Raw genomic sequence first — 22,139 nt, 5'->3', positions numbered from 1 at the left:
TTCGCCTGCGTTGCCTTTCAAACCAACAACCCAGGCCCCTACGCGACCGTGACCACGCCTCCCGCCCCCGCCCAACTGGCCAAGGCCGCGTTGCGTCGTCTGGCCATTGAAAAGCTCGAACCCACACCCGAAAACTACCAGCGCGCCTACCAGCTCGAAGCTGGCGTCGAGCCGCCCAAGGAGCCAGCCAAAGAGACGACCGCAGAAGCTACCGGCGGTACCGGCCTCGATGGCCCGGCCTGGGCCGACGTGATCGGCCGAGTGGTGCGCGGCATCGAACGCGGCAGCCGCCAATGGACCACCGGACGCAAGAAGGAAAGCCTGCAACGGGTGCTGGACGGCAGCAAATCGAACTTGCAGCGCCTGCAGCACCGGCTCAGTCAACTCGTGGCGAGCTGGGACGGTGAAAAACTCGACGACGCCGTCGATACCGACATGGGCGCCTGGCTGGACGAACCCGAGAGCGACGCACCTGCCGAGCCCGCCGCCGCCAGCAGCAACGGTGCCTCGCTGGCGGTCAACGGCGAGCAGACCCAGCTGTGGAGCGGCGTCGTGGACGAACTGGGCCAAACCGTGCGCGAGGCCCTGCCTGCGCCCGACCCGCGCGCCGTCGAGGCCGCCACCGCCGTGTACGCGGCCACTCGAGAGCTGGCCCCCACACCGCCGTTGCTGCCCCTGTCAGCCGAGATGCTCGACAGCGTGCGTACCGCCTGCGGCGACGCCCGCCGCGTGCTGCAGCATCGCAACCATCTGGTCGACCTGCTCGGCAGCCTCTGCCACGAGCTCACCGACAGCCTGACCGACCTGAGCGAAGACGACTCCTGGGTGCGCGGCCAGTGCGCGGCCATGCGCCACCAGCTCGACGAGGGGCTGAACGCGCGCGGCGTGCGGCGCATCAGCCAGCTGTTGCACGACACCCGCGCTCGCCAACAGGTGCTGCGCGCCGAACGCGATGCCGCCAAGGCCGCCCTCAAGCAGTTGATTCACCAGATGCTGCAAGAGATCGCCGAGCTGGGTCACCACACCGGGCGTTTTCAAGACAGCCTGAGCGGCTACGTCGACACCATCGTGCACGCCGACTCCATCGAGAGCCTGGCCGGCGTGGTGCGCGAAATGGTCGAAGACACCCGCGCCGTGCAAAACCTGGTCAGCCAGACCCAGGAAAAGCTGCAGTCCGAGCACGCCCGCGCCACCGAGCTCACCGACCGCGTCAAGCAACTTGAAGACGAAATCCGCCGCCTGTCCGACGAGGTCTCCACCGACCCGCTCACGCAAGTCGCCAACCGCCGCGGGTTGATGCGCGCCTTCGAGGTCGAGCAGTCCCGCATCGAACGAAACGGCGGCACCCTGGCCGTCGCGCTGCTCGACATCGACAACTTCAAGCGCCTCAACGACCAACTCGGCCACCAGGCCGGCGACGAAGCGCTGAAGTTCCTGTCCAGCACCGTCAAGGGCTTGCTGCGCCCCAGCGACGCGCTGGCCCGCTACGGCGGCGAGGAGTTCGTCATCCTGCTGCCCGATACCCCGCTCGACGAGGCGCAGTCGGCCATCACCCGCCTACAACGTCAGCTCAGCGCGCAGGTGTTCATGCACGAGAACCAGCAGGTCTTCATCACCTTCTCGGCCGGCGTGACCCTCTTCCGCTCGGGCGAAGCCATCGAGGCCACGCTCGACCGCGCCGACGAAGCGCTCTACGAAGCCAAGCGGACCGGCAAGAACCGCACCTGCGCGGCCTGACCCCCCTGCCGGATGCCGTCCGGCTGGCACCCCACACGTGTACCCGCCGCCGCGAGCGTCCGCCCGCTTGCGCTCAGCCTGCATCTGTATAAAAATACAGATACTGGACAAAAAAACAGGCCATCACATTCAACCTGTCAAAGCCAGCTCAGGGAGCTTTTCTTTTTCTCAACCTGCGAGCGCGTTGTGGACGACACCCCCAAACTCACTGCCCGACAGCAGCAAATCCTCGACTTGGTGCAAACCGCCATCGAGCGCACTGGCGCGCCCCCCACTCGGGCCGAAATCGCCGCCGAGCTGGGGTTCCGGTCGGTCAACGCCGCAGAAGAACACTTGCAAGCCTTGGCCCGCAAAGGCGTCATCGAGCTGGTGGGCGGCACCTCGCGGGGCATCCGCCTGCGCTCCGAAACCCTGCGCTCCCTGGCCGAATCTCGCATCAAGCAATTCAATCTGCCGCTGCCCAGCCTCAGCCAGCTGACGCTGCCGCTGGTCGGGCGCGTGGCGGCAGGCAGCCCCATCCTGGCGCAAGAGCACATCGATCAAACCGTGGTGGTCGAGCCGCACCTGTTCGCACGCCGCCCGGACTACCTGCTGCGCGTGCGAGGCATGAGCATGCGCGACGCCGGCATCCTCGATGGCGACCTGCTTGCCGTGCAAAAGACCCGCGAAGCCAAGAACGGCCAGATCGTGGTGGCCCGCCTGGGTGACGAGGTCACCGTCAAGCGCCTGAGCAAGACCAAGCATGGCATCGAGCTGCTGCCCGAGAACCCCGACTTCCAACCCATCGTCGTCTCGCCCGACAGCGAAGACTTCGAGCTCGAAGGTCTGGCGGTGGGGCTCATCCGCAACAACATGCTGATGTAAAGGCCAAGCCCCATGAGCACGCACATCATCGGCAGCCAACGCGCCCGTCACGGGGCCGCTGCACCGCGCAAAGCCCTGCGCGCGACCGACTGTGTGCAACTCGAACACATTCCGAACATCGGCCGGGCCTTGGCCGACGATCTGCGCCAACTGGGCGTCCACACCCCACAGCAACTCGTCGATCAAGACGGCTGGGTGCTGTACGAAACCTTGTGCCGTCAAACCGGTGCTTACCACGACCCCTGCGTGCTCGACACCTTTCTGGCCGCCACCGAATTCATGCGCGGCGGGCCGGCTCGACCATGGTGGCAACACACCGAGCAGCGCAAGGCGCGCTATGCAGGGGCCGTCCTGGCTTTGAAACGCGAGCTGCAAGGCACCGCACCGTAACGCCTTAACTGGAGATATCGATCCCATTCGCCAGAGGGTGGCGGGCATTCGCATCGGTGACATCCGGTGCAATCCCTCCGGCGAATCCTGGTTCTGAATCCTGCCGAACTTCATTGATGTTTTTGAAATTCGGAGTCCGTCATGCTTCTACACTCACTTGCCTTGGTGAAAGGCTCAATCGCTGCGTCCACCACGCGTTCATCTCTGGCAGTTGCCTCGCCCGGCAATACTGCATCGCAACGCGACTCGGCCCCCAGCCAGCACGCGACGACATTCGAGCTGGCTGCACTCACGCGGCTGTTCAAACGTCTCATGCGCTCACGTTCGGCCTCTGCGCCGAACAATGCCGCTGATTCGTGGCAAAACACCCGAACATGCATACGGCATCTGCCGCCCGGTGGCGCCGTGCAAATCGAAAGTCACTCGAGAGCTTCCGGCGCCCAGCGTCTGCCCATTGCGCCGAGCGAAGCCGACCGCGTTCCAGCCATACGCCGCAGCAGAATCGCCTCGCGGCGTTTGAGTCCCGTGCGAATGAACACCGCGCTTGAATTCGACGCCTCCACGTTGCCACGCGTTCACGCCGACCCGGTCGATCCGCAGCGCGTGGTGATCAGTGGCAGCTTTGCCGAAGTCTGCGCCGCACTTGATCGCCTGGTGGCACGGCAAGAAGCGCCCTTTGCTGCGTCGTGAGCATCAAGGCGCCAGGAGCAGTCAGCTTCATGGCGCCCGCGTGCAAACCGCGCGCAAAAGCAGAGCGCACAACAAATCGGCCCGGCAAGTCACCCCGGCAAGGGTGACCGACCGGGCCGTGTCGGCACAACGGCGCTATCGCGTCAACCCATGTGCAAACCGCCGTTGACCGAGAAATCGGCGCCGGTCGCAAAGCCTGATTGCTCCGAAGCCACCCACGACACCATCGAAGCGATTTCTTCCGGCGTGCCCAGGCGCTTGACCGGAATCGTGGCGACGATCTTTTCGAGCACGTCAGGGCGAATCGCACGAACCATTTCGGTGCCGATGTAGCCGGGCGACACGGTGTTCACAGTCACGCCCTTGCCGGCCACTTCTTGTGCCAGCGCCATCGTGAAACCGTGCATGCCGGCCTTGGCGGCCGAGTAGTTGGTCTGGCCGAACTGGCCTTTTTCACCGTTCACCGACGAGATGTTGACGATGCGGCCCCAACCCTTGTCGAGCATGTCGTCAATGACCTGCTTGGTCACGTTGAACAGGCTGTTGAGGTTGGTGTCGATCACCGCGTCCCAATCGGCCTTGGTCATCTTGCGGAACATCCCGTCGCGCGTGATGCCGGCGTTGTTGACGAGCACGTCAACGATGCCGACTTCAGCCTTGACCTTCTCGAAGGCGGCCTTGGTGGAGTCCCAGTCGGACACATTACCCACCGAAGCGTAGAACTCGTAACCCAGCTCCTTTTGCTCGGCCAGCCATTTCACGTGGTCGCGGCTCGGGCCGCAACCTGCCACCACCTTGTAGCCGTCCTTGTGCAGGCGCTGGCAAATTGCCGTGCCGATGCCACCCATGCCGCCGGTCACGTAGGCTACTTTTTGACTCATGTTCGTCTCCTTAGTAAAAATCAAAACGGCGTGCCAATCGATAACTCCCTATCGCACGCCGCCACGAGTTCAACGCTCGACGGTCAGGGCCACGCCCATGCCGCCACCAATACACAACGACGCGATGCCCTTCTTGGCGTCGCGCTTTTGCATTTCATGCAGCAAGGTCACCAGCACGCGGCAACCCGACGCGCCGATGGGATGCCCGATGGCGATCGCGCCACCGTTCACGTTGACCTTGCTGGTGTCCCAGCCCATCTCCTTGTGCACGGCGCAGGCCTGCGCCGCGAAGGCCTCATTGATCTCGAGCAGATCGAGATCGGCCGCCTTCCAGCCGGCTCGCTCCAGCGCGCGGCGCGACGCCGGCACCGGCCCCATGCCCATGTAGGCCGGGTCGAGTGCTGCGCTGGCGTACGAAGCGATCCGTGCCAGCGGCTTCAGGCCGAGTTGATCGGCCTTCTTGGCGCTCATCACCACCACGCCAGCCGCGCCGTCGTTGATGCCCGAGGCATTGCCGGCCGTGACGCTGCCTGCCTTGTCGAACGCCGGGCGCAAGCCCGCCAGCGCTTCGGCGGTGGTCTTGCGGTTGAGGTATTCGTCGCTATCGAAAACGATGGGGTCGCCCTTCTTCTGCGCGATCAGCACCGGCACGATCTCGTCCTTGAAGCGCCCTGCGTCTTGCGCGGCCGCCGCTTTTTGCTGCGAAGCCAGCGCCAGCGCGTCTTGCTGCTCGCGGGTGATGCCGTACTGCTTGGCCACGTTTTCTGCGGTGATGCCCATGTGGTACTGGTTGTACACGTCCCACAGGCCGTCGATGATCATGGAATCCACCAGCTTCCAGTCGCCCATGCGCTGGCCGTCGCGCGAGTTGGGCAGCACGTGGGGCGACAGGCTCATGCTCTCTTGCCCGCCGGCGATCACGATTTCGGCGTCGCCGTCGCGGATGGACTGCGCAGCCAGCATCACCGACTTGAGGCCCGAGCCGCACACCTTGTTGATGGTCATGGCCGGCACGGCGTGCGGCAGCCCGGCCTTGATGACCGACTGGCGCGCGGGGTTCTGCCCGCACCCGGCCTGCAGCACCTGGCCCAGGATCACTTCACTCACCTGGTCACCCGTGAGCTTGGCGCGCTCCAGCAGCGCCTTGATCACGGTGGCGCCCAATTCGGACGCCGGGGTCTTGGCCAGCGTGCCACCGAATTTGCCCACGGCCGTACGGGCGGCGGCAACGATCACGATGTCGGTCATTTGAGTGCTCCTTCAGAGTGGATGGTCGGCTCGCACATCGACAGGCTGATGACGGCGCAGGCCATGGGTGGATGAAATCTCAAGCGCGGCGTTTGACGTAACGCCCCGGCGCCGGCTCGATCGCCGGGTACCGCTTGCTGCCGGGCTGGCGCGGCGCCGCAACCAACTTGCCGCCTTGCCCTTGCAGCCAGCGCGACCATTCGGTCCACCAGCTGCCCGGGTGCTCGGTCGCCGCAGCAAGCCACTCGGTATGACTGAGCTTGCCGTCTTCGCCGCCACGCGTGGTGCGCGTCCAGTAGCTGCGCTTGTTCTTGGACGCCGGGTTGATCACGCCAGCAATGTGCCCCGAAGCACCCAGCACGAATTGCTTGGGTCCGCTCAGGATGCGGGTCGAGGCGTAGCCCCCGTCCCACGGCACGATGTGGTCTTCGCGCGAGGCGTAGATGAACGCCGGCACATCAACCGTGCCCAGATCGACCGGCTCGCCGCAAACAGTGAGCTTGCCCGGCTGCTTCAGCTCGTTCTGCAGATAGGTGTGGCGCAGGTACCAGCAATACATCGGCCCCGGCAGGTTGGTGGAATCGGAGTTCCAGTACAGCAGGTCGAACGGCGGCGGGGTCTCGCCCTTGAGGTAGTTGCCGATCACGTAGTTCCAGACCAGATCGTTCGGGCGCAGGAACGAGAAGGTGCTGGCCAGTTCCTGGCCCTTGAGCAGCTTGCCGCCGCTCGGGCTCTGCGCGCCGATGGTCATTTCGCGCACTTGCACCAGGGCCTCGTCGACGAACACATCCATGATGCCGGTGTTCGAGAAATCGAGGAACGAGGTGAGCAGCGTCAGGCTGTGCGCCGGGCTCTCGCCGCGTGACTTGAGCACGGCCAGCGCGGTGGTGAGGAGCGTGCCGCCCACGCAGAAACCGAGGGTGTTGATGCGGCCTTGGCCCGAGATGTCGCGCACCGCATGGATGGCTTCGATCACGCCCTCGGCCACGTAGTCGTCCCACGACTTCTGGGCCAGCGATTCGTCGGGGTTCACCCAGCTCACCACGAACACGCGGTGCCCCTGCTCGACGGCGTAGCGCACCAGCGAGTTCTCGGGTTGCAGATCGAGGATGTAGTACTTGTTGATGCACGGCGGCACGAACAGGATCGGCCGCTCGTGCACCTGCTTGGTCAGCGGACGGTATTCGATGAGCTGGATCAGTTCGTTCTCGAACACCACGTCGCCCGCGGTGGTGGCCACGTTGCGACCCACCTCGAAGACCGACTCGTCGGTCTGCGACATGTAGCCGCGCCGCAAATCGCTCATCAGCTGATCGAGCCCCGCCTGCAGCGTCTTGCCACCGCTCTCCAGCGCCAGGCGCTGCACTTCGGGGTTGAGCGCCAGGTAGTTGGCCGGGCTGGCCGCGTCAACGAACTGCTGCACGGCGAAGCGCACACGCTGGCGCGCCTTGTCGTCACCCTGCAGGGCCTCGGCCAGCCGCATCATGGTTCGGGCGTTGAGCAGATACATGCCAGCCGTGAAGGCAGCCATGTGGTTGCCCGCCCAATCGCCCGAGGCGAAGCGGCGGTCGGTGGGGGCGAGCTTGTCCGGCGATTCGACCGCCGTGTTCCAGAGCGACGAGGCCTGCTTGAGGTAGTCCGCCCGCAGTTCCTGCAAGGCCTCGGACGGCACCGTCAGCCCCGCGAGCTGTTGCACGGTCTGACCCACGCTCGATCCGAAGGCGGAAGCCAGTTCGTCGAAAGGCCAGGCATTGGCAGCGTTGGCCGACTCCGCCTGCCGCGCACGAGCATCGGCCTGGTCACGGGAGGATGTGGGAGCCTCGGGCCGAGCCGAACCAGCCGAGCGGGCTTTGCTGCGCGACGTGCGCGACCGTGACGTGACTGCCATGAATCTCCTCGATTTATAAAAATGGAATTCGATGGGCCGGATCAACTGAGCAACTTCGATGCCAGCAGCGAAATAGCGTGATGCAGCCCTGCCGTGCCTCACGGCAACGACTGGTTTCTATTCTGGCACCGCTTTGTTGCCGCTCAGCGAAGCGCCGGCATGCCCCCCCGCACGTCGGTGAGTCGCTCGATCACCGACAATCCACGCCATGTTTTTGTGGATCGTCGCCATCGCCTGGATGTACGTGGCCGTGATGATGGCCGTGGCTGAGGCCGTCAATGCCAACGGCACCATCCTGGGCGCCCTCGTCACCCTGCTGCTTTACGGGGTCGGCCCCTTGGCCATCGTGCTGTACCTGCTGGGTACCCCGGTCCGCCGCAAGGCACGCCGGCGGCAGGAACGCGGCGACCAGACCGCGGCAGCGTCAACCCCGGATCCAGATGGCGGCGCCCATGCGCCCGGTCAGCCCACGGTCGCGGCGGAACGAAAAGAACCGTGAGCCATGCGTCGGCCACGTGCCGCCGCTCACCACCTTCACCCCGGACTGGGTGAGACGCTGCCGCGCCAGCCTCGCCAGATCGGCCCACCAGCGATCCGCAGCCCCGGCCTTGAAATGGGGCGCCGACTGCCCCGGCACCGCCGGCGCGCCAAACGCGTGCAACACGTCGGCCCCCACCTCGAAATCGTCCGGGCCGATGCACGCGCCCAGCCAAGCCGACACCTCGGCTGGCTGGCAGCGCCCCGCCGCGCACACGGCTTGCAGCGTCTGCTCCAGCACGCCACCCGCCAGGCCACGCCAGCCGGCATGCGCCGCGCCCACCGCAACCCCTCGGGCTGCGGCGAACAGCACCGGCAGGCAATCGGCCGCCTGCACCACGCAGGCCAGCCCCGGTTCGGCGGTCACGCAGGCGTCGGCCTGATGCAGCGTCGCCGAGCCGGGCCAGGCGTCCTGTGCTGTCACGTGCACCACGCGAACGCCATGCACTTGCTGCAAGAACACGGCACGCGCTCCGATCTGCTCGGCGAGTCGCGCCCGGTTGTGCGCCACGGCAGCCGGGTCGTCGCCCACGAATTCGCCCAAGTTCATGCTGGCGTAAGGCCCCGCGCTGCAACCGCCGGCTCGCGTGGTCATGCAAGCCCCGACCTCCGGCGGCAACCCGTCGGGCAACAACCAATCAGGATGGAGGGGCGGCGCGGCAGGCGGTGTCGCAGACTTGCTCATGCCGACAGTGTAGGGACGCGCCCGGCGAAAATGCGGCGACCGCTATGATCCGCGCCCCATGAGTTCGAGTTTGCGCCGCCCTCCCCGCCAAGCCTTGCCCGTCAGCCCTCAGTTGCAGCGCTGGCTGCTCGCGCCGGGCTCATTGAGCCTGCGCCTGCGCGCCACCGGGCAGCGGTTCGAGGTGCGCCCGCTCAGCCAGGGCACCCGGCGTGCCTTGCCCGGCGAGGTGGCCAGCGTCGGCGCCCGACGCCTGCATGCTCGCGAGGTACTGTTGCTGGTCGACGGCCAACCGCTGGTTTATGCACGCAGTGTTACCGCCGCGCACAACGCGACCGGAGCCTGGCGCTCGCTGCGTGCGCTGGGCTCACGTTCGCTGGCCGAGCTGCTGTTCAGCCAGCGCTGGGTCAGTCGCTCGCCCTTGTTTGCGCTGCGCCTAGCGCCGGGCTCCGTCTGGCTGCGGCACCTGCAAGCGATGTGCGCCGACCGCGCACCGAACCTGACCCACAGCCGTGTGGTGTGGGCACGGTACTCGGTGTTCTACAAGGCTGGGCAGCCGCTGCGCGTTCTGGAAGCCTTCGCGCCAGGCATCGAATCGCGCAGCCCGCACGGGATATCCGACCGCCAAGCCGGCAAACCGGCCTTGACCGCCATCCGCCCCGCCGCCGACAAGTAGAGCGAAACGGTTCGCCGCTTCGTCGTCACCTGCGCTCCATGGCGCGGCGATACACTGGCGGCCATGTTTTTGACCCGACGCATTCAGCACTGCCAGCAATGCGGAACCGCCGTGGAATACCGCGTTCCGCCCGACGACAACCGCGATCGCGCCGTGTGTCCGTCATGCGGCCACATCCACTACGTGAACCCGCTCAACGTCGTCGGGACGCTGCCGGTGTGGGGCGAGCAGGTGCTGCTGTGCCGTCGCAACATCGAGCCTCGCTACGGCTTCTGGACGCTGCCGGCGGGCTTCATGGAATTGGGCGAAACCACCGAAGAAGGCGCCCGCCGCGAAACCGACGAAGAAGCCGGCGCGCGCATCGAGTTGCAAGGCTTGTACACGGTGCTCAACGTGGTCGGCGCCGGACAGGTGCATCTGTATTACCGCGCCCGTCTGCTGGACACGGATTTCGCGCCCGGCCCCGAGACCATCGAGGCGCAGCTCTTTCATGAGCATGAGATCCCGTGGGATCAGCTCGCGTTCAGCACCGTGCGCAAAACGCTGCGGCACTATTTCGCCGACCGCAAAACCGAGTGTTTCGGGGTGCACTGCAGCGACATCGTTTGACGTCACCCCCGGCTGGCGCCAGGTAGCCGCAGCAAAGCAGCCAGGGTCAGACCGAGGGCTGACTGGCGGCCCGCGGATGGGCCGTCTTGCGGGCTGACTTGTGAGCCTTCTTCTTGGCCTTCTTGGCTTGCTTGGCCTGCTGCTTGGCGCGTTTCTTGGCCTGCTTGGTCGCGGCCTTGTTGTGCTTCTTGGCGCGCTGGAGTTCGGCCTTGTCAGCACGCACCTTGCGGTCGGCGGCCGCGACGGCTCGCTTGTCGGCCGCGATGGTGGCCGAGGCGGCATGTGCCTGACGATCTTCCTGGAGCTGGCGACGCGCCGCCTTGTCGGCGCGCTGGTCGGCCTTCAGCTGAGCCGAGCCGGTTGGGGCGGTGCTGCTCGTCTTGGCAGCAACCGGCAACACGGCCGCGCACGTCAGCCACAACGAGATCAAGAATGTTCTGATTTTCACAAGGGTCTCCAGGGGAAAGCGGCCAATTATCGACGTACCCTCCGCCCGATTTCGCTCGCTGGATCAGCCAGACATCACGCCTCGCAGCCCTGTCAGCATTGCGTCAGCAAGACCGCCTCGTCACGATGCGACGACCGGCCCCGTGATGCCATCGACACCGCACGCCCAAAGAGCATCGGCATCGCTGCCCAGCGTCACACCTTCGGCGTAGACCTGCAGGCCCAGCCCATGCAGCATGGTGGCGGTCCCGCGCACATGGGCGGCTCGCGCATCGTCTTCGCTCACGCCGTTCGCGATGGCCGCGTCAAGTTTGACGTAGTCGAGCCCGGACTCGAACAGGTGCTCGATGCGCGCCAGACGCTCACCGGCGTGCTCCAGCCCCACCCGCACGCCGAGCGGACGCAGTTGCCGGCACATGTCGCGCACGACCTCGAAGCGCTCGACGGCAACCGACTCGGGCACCTCCAGCCACAGCGCTGCGGCCGCCGCAGGCGCACGCTCGAGCAGCACGGTCAGACGCGGCACGAAACTGCTGTTCAACAGCGACGCTGGCGACACGTTCACGCCCCGCGCCTGGCCATCGGCCGCAATCTGCTCCAGCGCCATGCTCACCGCGAGCTCGTCGGTGCTGGCGGTCAACCGGGTGCGCAACGCCAGCGGTAGCCAGTACGCAGCCTCGTCGTAGCCATTGTCCGGGTCGATCTGCAGACGCAACGGGCACTCGAAGTGCACGAGCTTGCCGGCTCGATCGACCAGCGGAAAGCTCATCAACCGCGCGCGGCGCTCGGCCACGGCCTGGCTGATGCGCTGACGCCACTCGTCTTCTCCCTGCATGGCGTGCGGGGTCACCGGCTCCTCGGCCGCCTCGACGGCGAAGGCCCCTCGGCTCTCGGCCCGCGCCAGGGTCTCGTCGGCCACCGCCATCAGCGTGTGCACCGCCACGCCCCGCTGCCAGCCCACGCCGGCCACCACCAGCTCGACCGGCCCGGCCAGCCCGGCGCAAGTCGGCCGCAGGTAGTCGGACACGGCCTGCGCCTGGGCCCGCACCGAACCGTTGTGCGGCATCAGCAAGGCGAAGTCCGCGCCGTTGAGCCTCCCCAGCGCCGCAGCCGTGCCGTCGCCGTGGTCGGGCACGTCACGCACGAACGCTCCCAGGTGAGCCGCCAGAGCTTGCAAGATGTGGTCGGTGCCGTGATGGCCGACGTCGCGATTGAGATGCTGCAGATGCATCACCCGCACCAACAGCAGTGAGCCGGCGCGCACGCCGTCTTCTCGCGCCAATGCGGCGCCAAACTGCCCCAGGAAGTGCCGCCGGTTCGCCAAGCCGGTCACCGGGTCGCAATGTGCCTGCAGGCGCAACTGCTCGACTTGCGCAGCCTGATCCTCGAACACCGCTTTCAAGCGCAGCACCACAGCGTTCATCGCTCGGCTGAGTCGCGCGAGCTCGGGCACCGAAGGCTCCGGCACAGTCACAAAGCGCCGCTCGACCAAAGCCTGAGCCTGCTCGATGGTGGCGCGCAGCGGCCGCTTGATGAAGCGCACGCCAAACGACCCCAACAGACCAGCTATCAACCCTGAAAACACCAGCCATGCCGCGGTGTGCAGCGCCCCACGCCAAAGCTGGGCATAGGCAAACGACGACTGACTCACCACCTCGATGGTGCCCAGCGCACGCCAACCGTCCGAAACCTGCGCCACGCCGGGGTGCGACTCGATCGGCGCCATCCGCACGAACCAGGCCGGCACGTCACCCAGACTGTCGACTGCCGCCACGCGCTCCATCAACGTCCGCCCGTCGACCGTGCGCAAGCGAATCGAGCGGTAGTAGCCGGTGTCGAACTGCGCGGCGATCACCAGCTCGATCAAGGCTGGGTCGCCATGTTGCTGCGACACGGTCAGAGCCAGCGACTGGGCGTTGTCGCTGTTCTTCAGGCGCAGCTCGGTTTCGAGATAGCCGCGCGCCGACATCACCCACACCCCGAAACTGCCCAGGAACGACAGCAGCACCATGCCCAACAGCAGGAGCCAAACCTGGCGGATCAGTGACATACGCCCCCCATCCCTTCAATCTTGTCCACGCATCTCATTACCAAAGCCCCTCTTGCTTGGCCTTGTTCAACACATCGCGCCAACGCGACAGGCGCGCCAGCGGGTCGCCCGCCGTCGTCGCGCCGACACCTTGCCACAGCCCTTCGGCATTGAAGCTGAAAACCGGCGCCAGATCGGGCCGCTTCGAAGCCGGCCGAATATCGCTGACGAGGTTATCGAGAATCAACGGCTGCGCGTCGGGCGTGGGGTAGTAGGCCAGCACCATGTGGGCGAGCACGGCACCACCGGAGCCGCCCACCAGCGCCCGCACATAGACGAGGCGCAGCTTGGGGCCCGGCACACCCAAGGCGATGAGTGTGAAGTACTTGGCAATGGCGTAGTCCTCGCAGTCACCCTGCCCTTTGCCGAGCATTTCGAGCGGACTGGCCCAATAGTCGGTCTGGCCCCACACCTCGATGTCGTCGCGAAACACGATCCGGTGGTTGTAGAACTGGTTGACGCCCCGCAGCCGCGCGTCTTCGTCCTGCCCGGCCAACTCGGACATGGCGGCCATCAGCGCCCGGGCCTCGCTTGCCGTGTGCGGCCCCATGCGATTGGCGGCCTGCATGAAACGCTCGGCGTCCCACGCCTGGCTGGGCGACGCCAGCATGAGCGCGAGCCAAAGCAGACCGGCCGTCCAGCGACGCACGATACGGCTCCCCGCAGTGAGCGCATCCCAACAGCGATGACGAATGAGTGCAGACAACGAAAGGCGCGCCAGACAGACTGAATCTCATGAGTTCTCGTCTATCTGCCCACGAACTTGAGCGACCGTAACCACTCGTTTCGAGACAGCCTGATGACCCATCAGGCCTATCCCGCCCCCTTAGACGGGTGGGCAATTTGAAGAGCCGCACCTTGTTACGACTTGTGTATTCAACGTACAGTCGAGCCTATGCACAATGTGTGCGGTTTTCAGCAATTCAGCGACTGTTCGACCTGGAGTTTTCATGCGTTCGATGTCCATGACCCGCGCCACCATTCTTGCGCTCGGCCTGTTGGCGGCTGGCGCCAGCCACGCCACGATCACCACGGCAACGGTCGGTGCCTACACCGGTAAAGGCATCGACAACAAGACTGAAACAGTCGGCTCGTTCAATTTCACCCTGCCGCAGGGCGAATCGATCGTCGGCGCCACCCTCTCGGGCTTGTGGGGCAACTCCGGTCAGTACACCACCGCCGCGCAGATCATTTATGCCGACGGAAACCAAGTAGCTTCTTGCGCTTATGGCGACACCTGCTGGGCCGCCAAATCGGGCGCCGAAGACTTGAACAGGGTTTGGTCGTACACCTTCACGGCCGGTCAGCTGGGCAACTTGGCCGACGGCAAGCTGGACCTGACCGACAAGCAGATCGCCTGCTGCCAGATCCGTCTCGGCATCACCACCCTGACGATCGAAACCGCTCCAGCAGTGCCGGAGCCCAGCACTTATGCACTGACATTGGCAGGTTTGGCTGTAGTCGGCTGGATGGCTCGCCGCAAAGCCTGAAAGGCACTCTTGCGAGCCTCAAGCGCCCCCGCTGGGCGCTTTTTTCATTTCTGCGGGGCGGCTCCTCTCGCCGCCCGCCGCATCCGACCTCTCGCTGACATCGCACACCAGGTGTGCAACAGACACGTCAAGCGAAGTTGAAGTTGTCCGCCTTCATCTGCATCAGCGAAGACGTGGGCGACATCATCGACTTGGCGTGAGCGTTGGCGCGCGGCAGCAAGCGGTCGAAGTAGAACTCCGCCGTCTGGATCTTGGCCGTGTAGAAGTCGGCCGACTCCTTGCCGCCCGACGCCAGCTTGCTTTGCGCCACCAGCGCCTGCTTGAGCCAGAAGTGGCCCATCATCACGAAGCCCGAATACATGAGGTAGTCGTAGCAGGCCGCGCTAACCACGTCGCGATCCTTGGCGGCGCGCAGCATCACACGCAGCGTGATCCAGCGCCACTGCATGGCGCGGCGGTAGGCCGCGCGAGCCATCTTGCCGATGGCGCCACCGGCGAACAAATGCGGGCGGGCCTGCGCCATCATTTCTTTGGCGAAGACCTTGATGCACTTGCCGCGGGTCTGCAACAACACCTTGCGGCCCAGCAAGTCGAGCGCCTGGATGCCCGTGGTGCCTTCATACAGCGTGGAGATGCGCGCATCGCGGGCAATGTGCTCCATGCCGTGCTCCTTGATGTAGCCGTGGCCACCGAACACCTGCATGCCGATGTTGGCGCACTCCAGCCCCATCTCGGTCAGGAAGCCTTTCAAGATCGGCGTGAAGAAGCCCAACTTGTCGTCGTACTCCTCGTACTTGGCCTGGTCGCCCAGCCCAATGCCGGCCACCATGTGGTCGGCCAGCTTGGCGGCGTTGTAGATCATGGCGCGGGCACCTTCGGCCACGGCGCGCTGAGTCAGCAGCATGCGGCGCACGTCGGCGTGCCAGATCAGCGCGTCGGCCACGTGATCGGCGTCTTTCTTGCCCGACAGCGCACGCATCGAACGGCGCTCCTTGGCATACGGCAGAGAACCTTGATACGACAGTTCGGCGTGAGCCAGACCCTGCACCGCGGTGCCGATGCGGGCGGTGTTCATGAAGGTGAACATCGCCTCCAGGCCCTTGTTCGGCTCCGCGATCATGTAACCCGTGGCGCCATCGAAGTTCATCACGCAGGTCGCCGAGGCACGAATGCCCATCTTGTGCTCCAGCGCTCCGGCGACAACTTCGTTACGCGCCCCCAGGGACCCGTCCTTGTTGACCAGGAACTTGGGCACGATGAACAGCGAGATGCCACGCGTGCCCTTGGGCGCATCGGGCAAGCGAGCCAGCACGATATGGATGATGTTCGAGGTCAGATCGTGTTCGCCCGACGAAATGAAGATCTTGGTGCCGGTGATCTTGTAGGTGCCGTCAGGTTGCGGCTCGGCCTTGGTCTTGACCTGACCCAAGTCGGTGCCGCATTGGGGTTCGGTCAGACACATCGTGCCCGCCCACTCACCGCTGACCAGCGGAGGCATATACGTATTCTTTTGCTCGGTCGTGCCGAACTGGAAGACCGTGTTCATGCAGCCCAGGCTCAGGCCGGGGTACATGGTGAACGACCAGTTGGCCGTGCCCATCATTTCGGCCTTCAGCAGGTTCAAGGACATCGGCAGTTCTTGGCCGCCGTATTCCTTGGGGTGAGACAGCCCTTGCCAGCCGCCGGCCACATATTCCTGGTAAGCCTCTTTGAAACCCTTGGGCGTGGTCACCTCGCCGTTGCTGAACGTGCAACCTTCCTGGTCGCCTGACAGGTTCAGCGGGGCCAGCACCTCTTCACAGAATGTGGCGCAGCCTTCGAGAATGGCATCGACCATGTCGGGGCTGGCATCTTCCCCGTTGGGCAGGCCGGCGTAGTGCGCGGAATAGTCGAAAACTTCGTTGAGCAGGAAGCGCATATCGCGCAATGGGGCTTTGTACTGCGGCATTTGTCACCTCGTCCAAAAATTCAAACAAACGTTTGTTCAAAACGGAGCGCAGTTTACACAGATCGGCGTCACGCCACGCGGCGTTGCCCCCCCGTTTTAAGTGGGATCATCGGCCTCCAGTTCGCGGCACCGCTACTCAAGACACGATGCGAGGCGGATTCCCAAAAAGAAAACCCAAGTGAAATCAATCACTTGGGTTCAATTCTGGCGGAGAGAGTGGGATTCGAACCCACGGGAAGCTTCCGCCTCCGGTGCTTTTCAAGAGCACTGCCTTAAACCGCTCGGCCACCTCTCCAGGATCGCTTTTGAGCATACCAGAGCGTCAGCGCCGCTCGATCAGCTTGCTCGACCTGGGTGCCGGGTCAGCCAGGCACTTGCGCCTGGCGGCATTTCACCTGGATCACCTCACGCTCGCTGCCGACCAAACGCACGGCGGTAAGTTGCCCCCCCCAGACGCAGCCTGTGTCCAGTGCCAGCAGATCGGGGCGGTTCACCAACCCGAGCGTCGACCAATGTCCGAACGCGATGGGTACGCCTGCCGTCGCGCGCCCAGAGAAGTCGAACCACGGTACGCAGCCCGGCGGAGCAGCGCTGGCTGCCTCCTTGATCTCGAAGTCGAGCGATCCATCGAGCCTGCAAAAGCGCATGCGGGTGAGCGCGTTGATCGCAAATCGCCAGCGATCAGGCCCCACCAGATCGGCTCGCCACAAGGCCGGCTCGTTGCCATACATCGTTTGCAAGAACTCGCGCAGACCGGGTCCGCGCAGGTGCGACTCCACCTCGGCAGCCAGCTCCAGGGTGGTCTGCAGATTCCATTGCGGCGGCACCCCGGCATGCACCATCAACCAGCCCAGTTCGTGCACGGCCAAGCGCCGATGGCGCAACCAGTCGAGCCACGCGGAAACGTCAGGCGCGTCCAGCACGTCGGCCACGGTGTCGCTCTTGTGGGCGCGACGAATGCCATGCGCCACAGCCAGCAGGTGCAAATCGTGGTTGCCCAGCAAACAGGTCGCCGCGTCGCCCAGGTCGCGCAACCGGCGCAGGGTACGCAACGAGTCCGGGCCTCGGTTGACAAGATCACCCAGCACAAAAATGCGATCGCGTGATGGAGAGAAGCCGATGTCGACCAGCAAGCGGTCGAGCGCCTCGCAGCAGCCCTGAAGGTCGCCAATGAGATAGTTCATGGGCATCGATTCTGCTACGCTCCCCAGCACCCTCACTCTTGGCGCTCGATCAAGCCGCGCCCTCCTTGCCCTGCCATGGAAGTCGCCCTGCTGATCTTTCTGACTCTCATCAACGCGCTGTTCGCCATGTCCGAAATGGCGCTGGCATCGAGCCGCAAGGCGCGCCTGCAGGTGATGGTTGAAAGCGGCAACGATGCCGCCCGGGTGGCCATGGAGTTGCACGACAACCCGACGCAGTTCTTGTCGACCGTGCAGATCGGTATCACGTCGATCAGCGTGCTCAACGGCATCGTGGGGGACGCGGTGTTCTCGGAGCCCCTGGCGCAGTGGCTGCACACCGCGCTGCCCATCACCGACCGGGTGGCGCATGTGTCGGCCACCGGCTTGGTGGTGTTCATCATCACTGTGATCACGCTGATCTTTGGCGAGCTGGTACCCAAGCGGCTGGGGCTGATGTACCCCGAAGCCGTGGCCAGCTCCGTGGCGCCAGCAATGAACTGGGTTTCGCGCCTGACCCGCCCGCTGGTGCGGTTGCTCACGGCTTGCACCCAGGCCATCCTCGGCTTGTTCGGCGTGCGCGAAGGCCAGCAGCGCGCCGTGACCGAGGAAGAAATCGCCGCGCAGCTTGAAGAGGGCCTGGATGCCGGCGTGATCGAGGCGCACGAGCATCAGATGGTGCGCAATGTGTTCCGCCTCGACGACCGGCAAATCGGCTCGATGATGATTCCGCGTGGCGACATCACCTGGCTCGACCTCGAGGCGCCGGTAGACAACGCACTCAAGCTCATCGCCGAGCACGGTTACTCGCGCTACCCGGTTTGCCGCGGTAGCCTCGACGACGTGCTGGGCGTGGTCACCGCGCAGCAGTTGCTGATGCAGGTCACGCAGACGGGCAGCCTGTCGCTTGACCACGAGTTGCAAGCGGCGGTCTTCGTGCCCGAGACGCTCACCGGCATGGAACTGCTCGAACACTTCCGCGCCTCGGACGTGCAGATGGTCTTCGTGGTGGACGAATACGGCGAGGTGCAGGGGGTGATCACGCTGCGCGACGTGCTCGAAGCCATCACGGGCGAATTCACCACCACGGACGAGTCCGAATCCTGGACGATTCAGCGAGCCGATGGCTCGTGGCTGATCGACGGACTCATCCCCGTTACGGAGCTCAAGGACCGGCTCGATATCAAGGAGCTGCCCGACGAGGATCGCGGCCGCTACAACACGCTAGCCGGCATGGTGATGCTGCTGCTGGGCCGTCTGCCGCAAACCACCGACTCGGTGGAATGGGACGGCTGGCGCTTCGAGGTGGTTGACCTGGACGGCAAGCGGGTGGACAAGGTGCTGGCCTCGCGAGTAGATCGTTAGCGATGGGCCAAGCTGCTGACAGCGCCGTAGCGCGTCGTGCTCGTCGAATTGGCGCGAGAACGGTTCGCGCGAGATGGCGGCCATCAGACTGACCATCAGCTCGCGCGTGCCGCGGCCAATGAGGTTGGTGATCTCGTCCACCGGGCGACGCGCGAAGCCGAGTTCTACGATGGTGCGGTTGGCCGCCTCGGCGATCTCGCCAGCGGTATCGACCAAGGTGCCGTCGAGATCGAAGGTGATGAGTTGATACGTCATGACATTGCGAGCAGCAGCCTATCTCCGAAATGCTGCCGCCCTTTCTGACGCGACCCCGCCTGCGACATAAAATTTGTGTTTCCGCTTGTCACTGCGTCGGGTCGCCCGCCGAAGGTCAAGTCGCCCTCCAACCCTCAATAGGATCACACCATGTCTTCTCGTGAAGTCGTCTTCGTGGGCGCAGCCCGCACCGCCATCGGCACCTACGGTGGTTCGCTGAAAGACATTCCGCCCGCCCAACTCGGCGCCCTGGTCATCAAGACTGCTCTCGAGCGCGCCGGCGTGGCGCCCAAGGACGTGGGCCACGTGGTGATGGGCAGTGTGATCCCGACCGTGCCGCAAGACGCCTACATCAGCCGCGTGGCCGCGCTCGAAGCCGGCGTGCCGCAAGAGGCACCTGCCTTCAACGTCAACCGCCTGTGCGGCTCGGGCCTGCAGGCCATCGTGTCGGCTGCGCAGTCCATCCTGCTGGGCGACTGCGACGTGGCCATCGGCGCCGGCGCCGAATCGATGAGCCGCGGCGCCTACCTCGTCACCAGCAACCGCTGGGGCGCTCGCATGGGCGACGTGAAGATGCTCGACTACGTGCTGGGCGCCCTGCACGACCCGCGTCAGCACATTCACATGGGCATCACCGCTGAAAACGTGGCCACCCGCTACGACATCACCCGTGCCCAGCAAGACGCCTACGCCGCCCAGAGCCAGGAACGTGCCGCCAAGGCCATCGCCGCCGGTATCTTCAAAGAGCAGATCGTGCCGGTCGAGATCAAGACCCGCAAGGGCACCGTGCTGTTCGATACCGACGAAGGCGTGAAGGCCGACACCAACGTCGAAGCGCTGGCCAAGATGAAGCCCGCCTTCAAGAAGGAAGACGGCACCGTGACCGCCGGCAATGCCTCGACGCTGAACGACGGTGCCGCCGCCGTGGTGATGGCGTCCGCCGACAAGGCCAAGGCCCTGGGCCTCAAGCCGCTGGCGCGTCTGGTGTCCTACGGCCACGCTGGCGTCGAGCCCGAGTACATGGGCATCGGCCCGGTGCCTGCCTCGAAGGCCGCGCTGGCCAAGGCTGGCCTGACGGTGGCCGACATGGACCTGATCGAAGCCAATGAAGCCTTCGCCGCGCAAGCCTGCGCCGTGTCGAAGGAGATGGGCTTCCCGAACGACAAGACCAACCCGAACGGCTCGGGCATCTCGCTGGGCCACCCGATCGGTGGTACCGGCGCCATCCTGGTCACCAAGGCCATCTACGAGCTGCAGCGCATCAACGGCCGCTACGCCCTGATCACGATGTGCATCGGTGGTGGCCAGGGCATTGCCATGGTCATCGAGCGCATCTGATCGGCGCACTCGTCTAACCGTTGCAGTACCGCGAGGAATGTGCGTGATCGATTCGTTGTTCCCTCTGGGTTGGGCGCACTACCTCGTTGGCGGGCTGCTTATCGGGCTGGGCGTGAGCCTGCTGTTCGTGCTGACCGGCTGGGTCGGCGGCATGAGCACGGTGTTCAGCTCGACGTGGTCTTACGTGTCGAAGCGGCCGTTCTTTCAGCAAGCCCGCTTCGTTGACACCCGCGCCTGGCGCCTGGTGTTCGCGCTGGGCCTCGTCATCGGCGCGGCCGTATGGTGGGCGTGGCGCGGGCCAGCCGGCGCGATGGTCACCGGCGTGCCCCTGTGGCAGCTGGGCGTGGGCGGCGTGCTGGTGGGCTTTGGTGCGCGCCAGGCCAACGGCTGCACGTCGGGCCATGGCATCTGCGGCTTGTCGTCGCTGCAACTGCCGTCGCTGCTGGCCGTGATCACCTTCATGGCCACCGGCTTCATCACCGCCAACCTGGTTCGCATGCTGGGAGGCCACTGATGTCGCCAGCTCAATTCATCGCCGTGATCGTCAGCGGCGCGCTGTTCGGTTTCGGTCTGTCGGTCTCGACCATGATCTCGCCCGAGGTCGTGCTGAGCTTTTTGCGCTTTCAGGACTTCGGCCTGATGCTCGTGATGGGCGGCGCCGTCTGCGTGACCTTGCTGGCCTATCAATTGGCACCGCGCCTGCTCAAGCGCCCGGCGCTGGGCGATCATTTCTCGGTGCGCCCGGCCCTGCTCGACCGCGACACCCTCGTCGGCGCCGCGCTCTTCGGCGTCGGCTGGGGCCTGTGCGGCGTCTGCCCCGGCCCGGCCATTGCCGGCTTGGGCGTGGGCAACTGGCCGATGCTGGTCGCGCTGGCTGGCATCGCCTTCGGCGCCTACTTGCACGGGCGGTGGGCGGGTCGTACCCCGAGCCGCATCTGATGCAACTCATTGCCTGGTCGCACGAGTGCCGAGCCGAGCGGCTCACCCTGCGCGGCTGGCACTCGCCGCCAAGTGGCAAGCCGCTGCTTCATTTCTTGCACGGCAACGGCTTTTGCGGGCGCGTCTATGAGCCGATGCTGTCGCATCTGGTCGAGCATTTCGACCTGTGGCTGTGCGACGTGCAGGGCCATGGCGACAGCGACGCGGGCCCGCGCTTTCTCGGCTGGGACCACAACGCCACGCTCGCATTGCAGGCGTTTGGCGCCCACGAAGCCCTGTTTGGCGCCGTCCCGAAGTTCGCGGCGGGCCACAGCTTTGGCGGGGTCTTGACCTGCCTGGCGATGGCTCAACAGCCACACCGATTTGCCAAGGCTGTGGCGCTCGACCCGGTGCTCTTCAATCCGACCATGGTTCGGCAATTGAAGCTTTCTCACGCACTGGGGTTGGCGCGCTTCAATCCGCTAGCCCAGGCGAGCCTCAAACGCCGCACACATTGGCCAAGTCGCGACGATGCGCTCAACAGCTTGACCGGACGAGGCACCTATAAGGGCTGGAGCCGCGCAGCGATGCAAGCCTTCGTCGACCACGCCCTGAGCGACGCACCGGATGGTGTCGCACTCAAATGCACACCCACCACCGAAGCGGCCATTTTCAATTCGGCCCCGGCGGATCTATGGAAGTCGCTACGCCACGTGCGCGACCCGATCCTGGTGCTGCACGGCCGGGCCACCTTCCCATTCATCGCACCTTCGGTATCGCGCTGGCACTCGCTCAACAGCTTGGTCGCGTCACAGGCGATCGAAGGCGGGCATTGCTTCATGCAAGAAGACCCAGCAGGTGCAGCGAGGGCGATTCGCAGCTATCTGCAGGAGTAAGGGCGCCGAC

Annotated in this window: 22 protein-coding genes, 1 tRNA gene and 1 pseudogene; 13 read left to right on the top strand and 11 right to left on the bottom strand. The window is 65.2% G+C overall.

The window, feature by feature from the left end; translation table 11 throughout:
- Window positions 1-48 precede the first annotated feature (48 nt).
- The 4 genes from ACE3SS_RS02760 to ACE3SS_RS02745 all read left to right on the top strand — a co-directional run bounded on the left by ACE3SS_RS02760 (window position 49) and on the right by ACE3SS_RS02745 (window position 3,681).
- Window positions 49-1,737 (top strand): GGDEF domain-containing protein, encoded by a 1,689-nt coding sequence (locus tag ACE3SS_RS02760; RefSeq protein WP_374591051.1) that lies wholly within the window; start codon window positions 49-51, stop codon window positions 1,735-1,737.
- Window positions 1,738-1,923: 186 nt separating this feature from the next.
- A complete protein-coding gene (gene lexA / locus ACE3SS_RS02755) occupies window positions 1,924-2,601 on the top strand; it encodes a transcriptional repressor LexA (protein WP_374591048.1) in 678 nt (225 codons plus the stop codon).
- Window positions 2,602-2,613: 12 nt separating this feature from the next.
- A complete protein-coding gene (locus ACE3SS_RS02750) occupies window positions 2,614-2,991 on the top strand; it encodes a helix-hairpin-helix domain-containing protein (RefSeq protein ID WP_374591045.1) in 378 nt (125 codons plus the stop codon).
- A 531-nt stretch (window positions 2,992-3,522) separates the two neighbouring features.
- Window positions 3,523-3,681 (top strand): hypothetical protein, encoded by a 159-nt coding sequence (locus ACE3SS_RS02745; RefSeq protein ID WP_374591043.1) that lies wholly within the window; start codon window positions 3,523-3,525, stop codon window positions 3,679-3,681.
- Window positions 3,682-3,824: 143 nt separating this feature from the next.
- Here the strand turns inward: ACE3SS_RS02745 and ACE3SS_RS02740 are convergent, their stop codons facing one another.
- From ACE3SS_RS02740 to phaC, 3 genes are all read right to left on the bottom strand, one after another.
- Complete coding sequence (locus ACE3SS_RS02740) at window positions 3,825-4,562, bottom strand: 3-ketoacyl-ACP reductase (protein WP_374591040.1); 738 nt, start codon at window positions 4,560-4,562, stop codon at window positions 3,825-3,827.
- Window positions 4,563-4,631: 69 nt separating this feature from the next.
- Window positions 4,632-5,810, bottom strand: a complete 1,179-nt coding sequence (locus ACE3SS_RS02735; RefSeq protein WP_374591037.1) for an acetyl-CoA C-acetyltransferase — start codon at window positions 5,808-5,810, stop codon at window positions 4,632-4,634.
- 79 nt (window positions 5,811-5,889) lie between these two features.
- Entirely contained in the window at window positions 5,890-7,698 is a 1,809-nt protein-coding gene (phaC, locus tag ACE3SS_RS02730) for a class I poly(R)-hydroxyalkanoic acid synthase (RefSeq protein WP_374591034.1), read from the bottom strand.
- A 208-nt stretch (window positions 7,699-7,906) separates the two neighbouring features.
- On the opposite strand from phaC, the gene ACE3SS_RS02725 reads away from it, so the two are divergent.
- Window positions 7,907-8,197 (top strand): hypothetical protein, encoded by a 291-nt coding sequence (locus ACE3SS_RS02725; protein WP_374591031.1) that lies wholly within the window; start codon window positions 7,907-7,909, stop codon window positions 8,195-8,197.
- Here ACE3SS_RS02725 and pgeF read toward each other — a convergent pair.
- On the bottom strand, window positions 8,123-8,830 hold the full coding sequence (pgeF, locus tag ACE3SS_RS02720; RefSeq protein ID WP_374591028.1) for a peptidoglycan editing factor PgeF: 708 nt from the start codon (window positions 8,828-8,830) through the stop codon (window positions 8,123-8,125). The two genes, ACE3SS_RS02725 and pgeF, sit on opposite strands and share 75 nt — an antisense overlap.
- Before the next feature lie 184 nt (window positions 8,831-9,014).
- Here pgeF and ACE3SS_RS02715 point away from each other — a divergent pair, with 184 nt between their 5' ends.
- Window positions 9,015-9,593, top strand: coding sequence for a chorismate lyase (locus ACE3SS_RS02715; RefSeq protein WP_374591025.1), 579 nt, complete (start codon window positions 9,015-9,017; stop codon window positions 9,591-9,593).
- Window positions 9,594-9,656: 63 nt separating this feature from the next.
- Window positions 9,657-10,202 carry an NUDIX hydrolase gene (locus ACE3SS_RS02710; protein ID WP_374591022.1) on the top strand — a complete coding sequence of 182 codons (546 nt, stop codon included), beginning with the start codon at window positions 9,657-9,659 and terminating at the stop codon, window positions 10,200-10,202.
- A 46-nt stretch (window positions 10,203-10,248) separates the two neighbouring features.
- On the opposite strand, the gene ACE3SS_RS02705 is transcribed toward ACE3SS_RS02710, so the two are convergent.
- The 3 genes from ACE3SS_RS02705 to ACE3SS_RS02695 form a co-directional block, all read right to left on the bottom strand.
- A complete protein-coding gene (locus ACE3SS_RS02705) occupies window positions 10,249-10,650 on the bottom strand; it encodes a hypothetical protein (protein WP_374591019.1) in 402 nt (133 codons plus the stop codon).
- Window positions 10,651-10,770: 120 nt separating this feature from the next.
- On the bottom strand, window positions 10,771-12,699 hold the full coding sequence (locus ACE3SS_RS02700; protein WP_374591016.1) for an EAL domain-containing protein: 1,929 nt from the start codon (window positions 12,697-12,699) through the stop codon (window positions 10,771-10,773).
- 37 nt (window positions 12,700-12,736) lie between these two features.
- Window positions 12,737-13,387, bottom strand: a complete 651-nt coding sequence (locus tag ACE3SS_RS02695) for a transglutaminase-like cysteine peptidase (protein WP_374591013.1) — start codon at window positions 13,385-13,387, stop codon at window positions 12,737-12,739.
- A gap of 316 nt (window positions 13,388-13,703) precedes the next feature.
- Between ACE3SS_RS02695 and ACE3SS_RS02690 the strand changes: the two genes are divergently transcribed.
- Window positions 13,704-14,228, top strand: coding sequence for an FxDxF family PEP-CTERM protein (locus tag ACE3SS_RS02690; protein ID WP_374591010.1), 525 nt, complete (start codon window positions 13,704-13,706; stop codon window positions 14,226-14,228).
- 127 nt (window positions 14,229-14,355) lie between these two features.
- On the opposite strand, the gene ACE3SS_RS02685 is transcribed toward ACE3SS_RS02690, so the two are convergent.
- From ACE3SS_RS02685 to ACE3SS_RS02675, 3 genes are all read right to left on the bottom strand, one after another.
- Window positions 14,356-16,176, bottom strand: coding sequence for an acyl-CoA dehydrogenase C-terminal domain-containing protein (locus ACE3SS_RS02685; protein WP_374591007.1), 1,821 nt, complete (start codon window positions 16,174-16,176; stop codon window positions 14,356-14,358).
- 205 nt (window positions 16,177-16,381) lie between these two features.
- Window positions 16,382-16,471, bottom strand: a tRNA-Ser gene (locus tag ACE3SS_RS02680).
- A 67-nt stretch (window positions 16,472-16,538) separates the two neighbouring features.
- Entirely contained in the window at window positions 16,539-17,360 is an 822-nt protein-coding gene (locus ACE3SS_RS02675; protein WP_374591004.1) for a symmetrical bis(5'-nucleosyl)-tetraphosphatase, read from the bottom strand.
- Between the two features lie 75 nt (window positions 17,361-17,435).
- Here ACE3SS_RS02675 and ACE3SS_RS02670 point away from each other — a divergent pair, with 75 nt between their 5' ends.
- Window positions 17,436-18,722 (top strand): hemolysin family protein, encoded by a 1,287-nt coding sequence (locus ACE3SS_RS02670; RefSeq protein WP_374591001.1) that lies wholly within the window; start codon window positions 17,436-17,438, stop codon window positions 18,720-18,722.
- A gap of 120 nt (window positions 18,723-18,842) precedes the next feature.
- Here the strand turns inward: ACE3SS_RS02670 and ACE3SS_RS02665 are convergent.
- Window positions 18,843-18,977: pseudogene (locus tag ACE3SS_RS02665) on the bottom strand (HAD hydrolase-like protein); the annotation flags it as partial.
- A gap of 150 nt (window positions 18,978-19,127) precedes the next feature.
- Between ACE3SS_RS02665 and ACE3SS_RS02660 the strand changes: the two are divergent.
- The 4 genes from ACE3SS_RS02660 to ACE3SS_RS02645 are packed head-to-tail and all read left to right on the top strand — an operon-like array spanning window position 19,128 to window position 22,129.
- Window positions 19,128-20,315, top strand: coding sequence for an acetyl-CoA C-acyltransferase family protein (locus ACE3SS_RS02660; protein WP_374590998.1), 1,188 nt, complete (start codon window positions 19,128-19,130; stop codon window positions 20,313-20,315).
- 37 nt (window positions 20,316-20,352) lie between these two features.
- Complete coding sequence (locus ACE3SS_RS02655; protein ID WP_374590995.1) at window positions 20,353-20,829, top strand: YeeE/YedE family protein; 477 nt, start codon at window positions 20,353-20,355, stop codon at window positions 20,827-20,829.
- Window positions 20,829-21,254 carry a DUF6691 family protein gene (locus ACE3SS_RS02650; RefSeq protein WP_374590992.1) on the top strand — a complete coding sequence of 142 codons (426 nt, stop codon included), beginning with the start codon at window positions 20,829-20,831 and terminating at the stop codon, window positions 21,252-21,254. Before ACE3SS_RS02655 ends, ACE3SS_RS02650 begins: the two co-directional genes overlap by 1 nt.
- Entirely contained in the window at window positions 21,254-22,129 is an 876-nt protein-coding gene (locus tag ACE3SS_RS02645; RefSeq protein ID WP_374590989.1) for an alpha/beta hydrolase, read from the top strand. The genes ACE3SS_RS02650 and ACE3SS_RS02645 overlap by 1 nt, the downstream gene beginning before the upstream one ends.
- Window positions 22,130-22,139: the final 10 nt, after the last annotated feature.

Source organism: Aquabacterium sp. (genome assembly GCF_041915145.1).
GTDB lineage: Bacteria > Pseudomonadota > Gammaproteobacteria > Burkholderiales > Burkholderiaceae_C > Aquabacterium.
The sequence above is the reverse complement of the archived record's forward strand: the minus strand, read 5'-3'. Positions and strand labels throughout refer to the sequence as shown.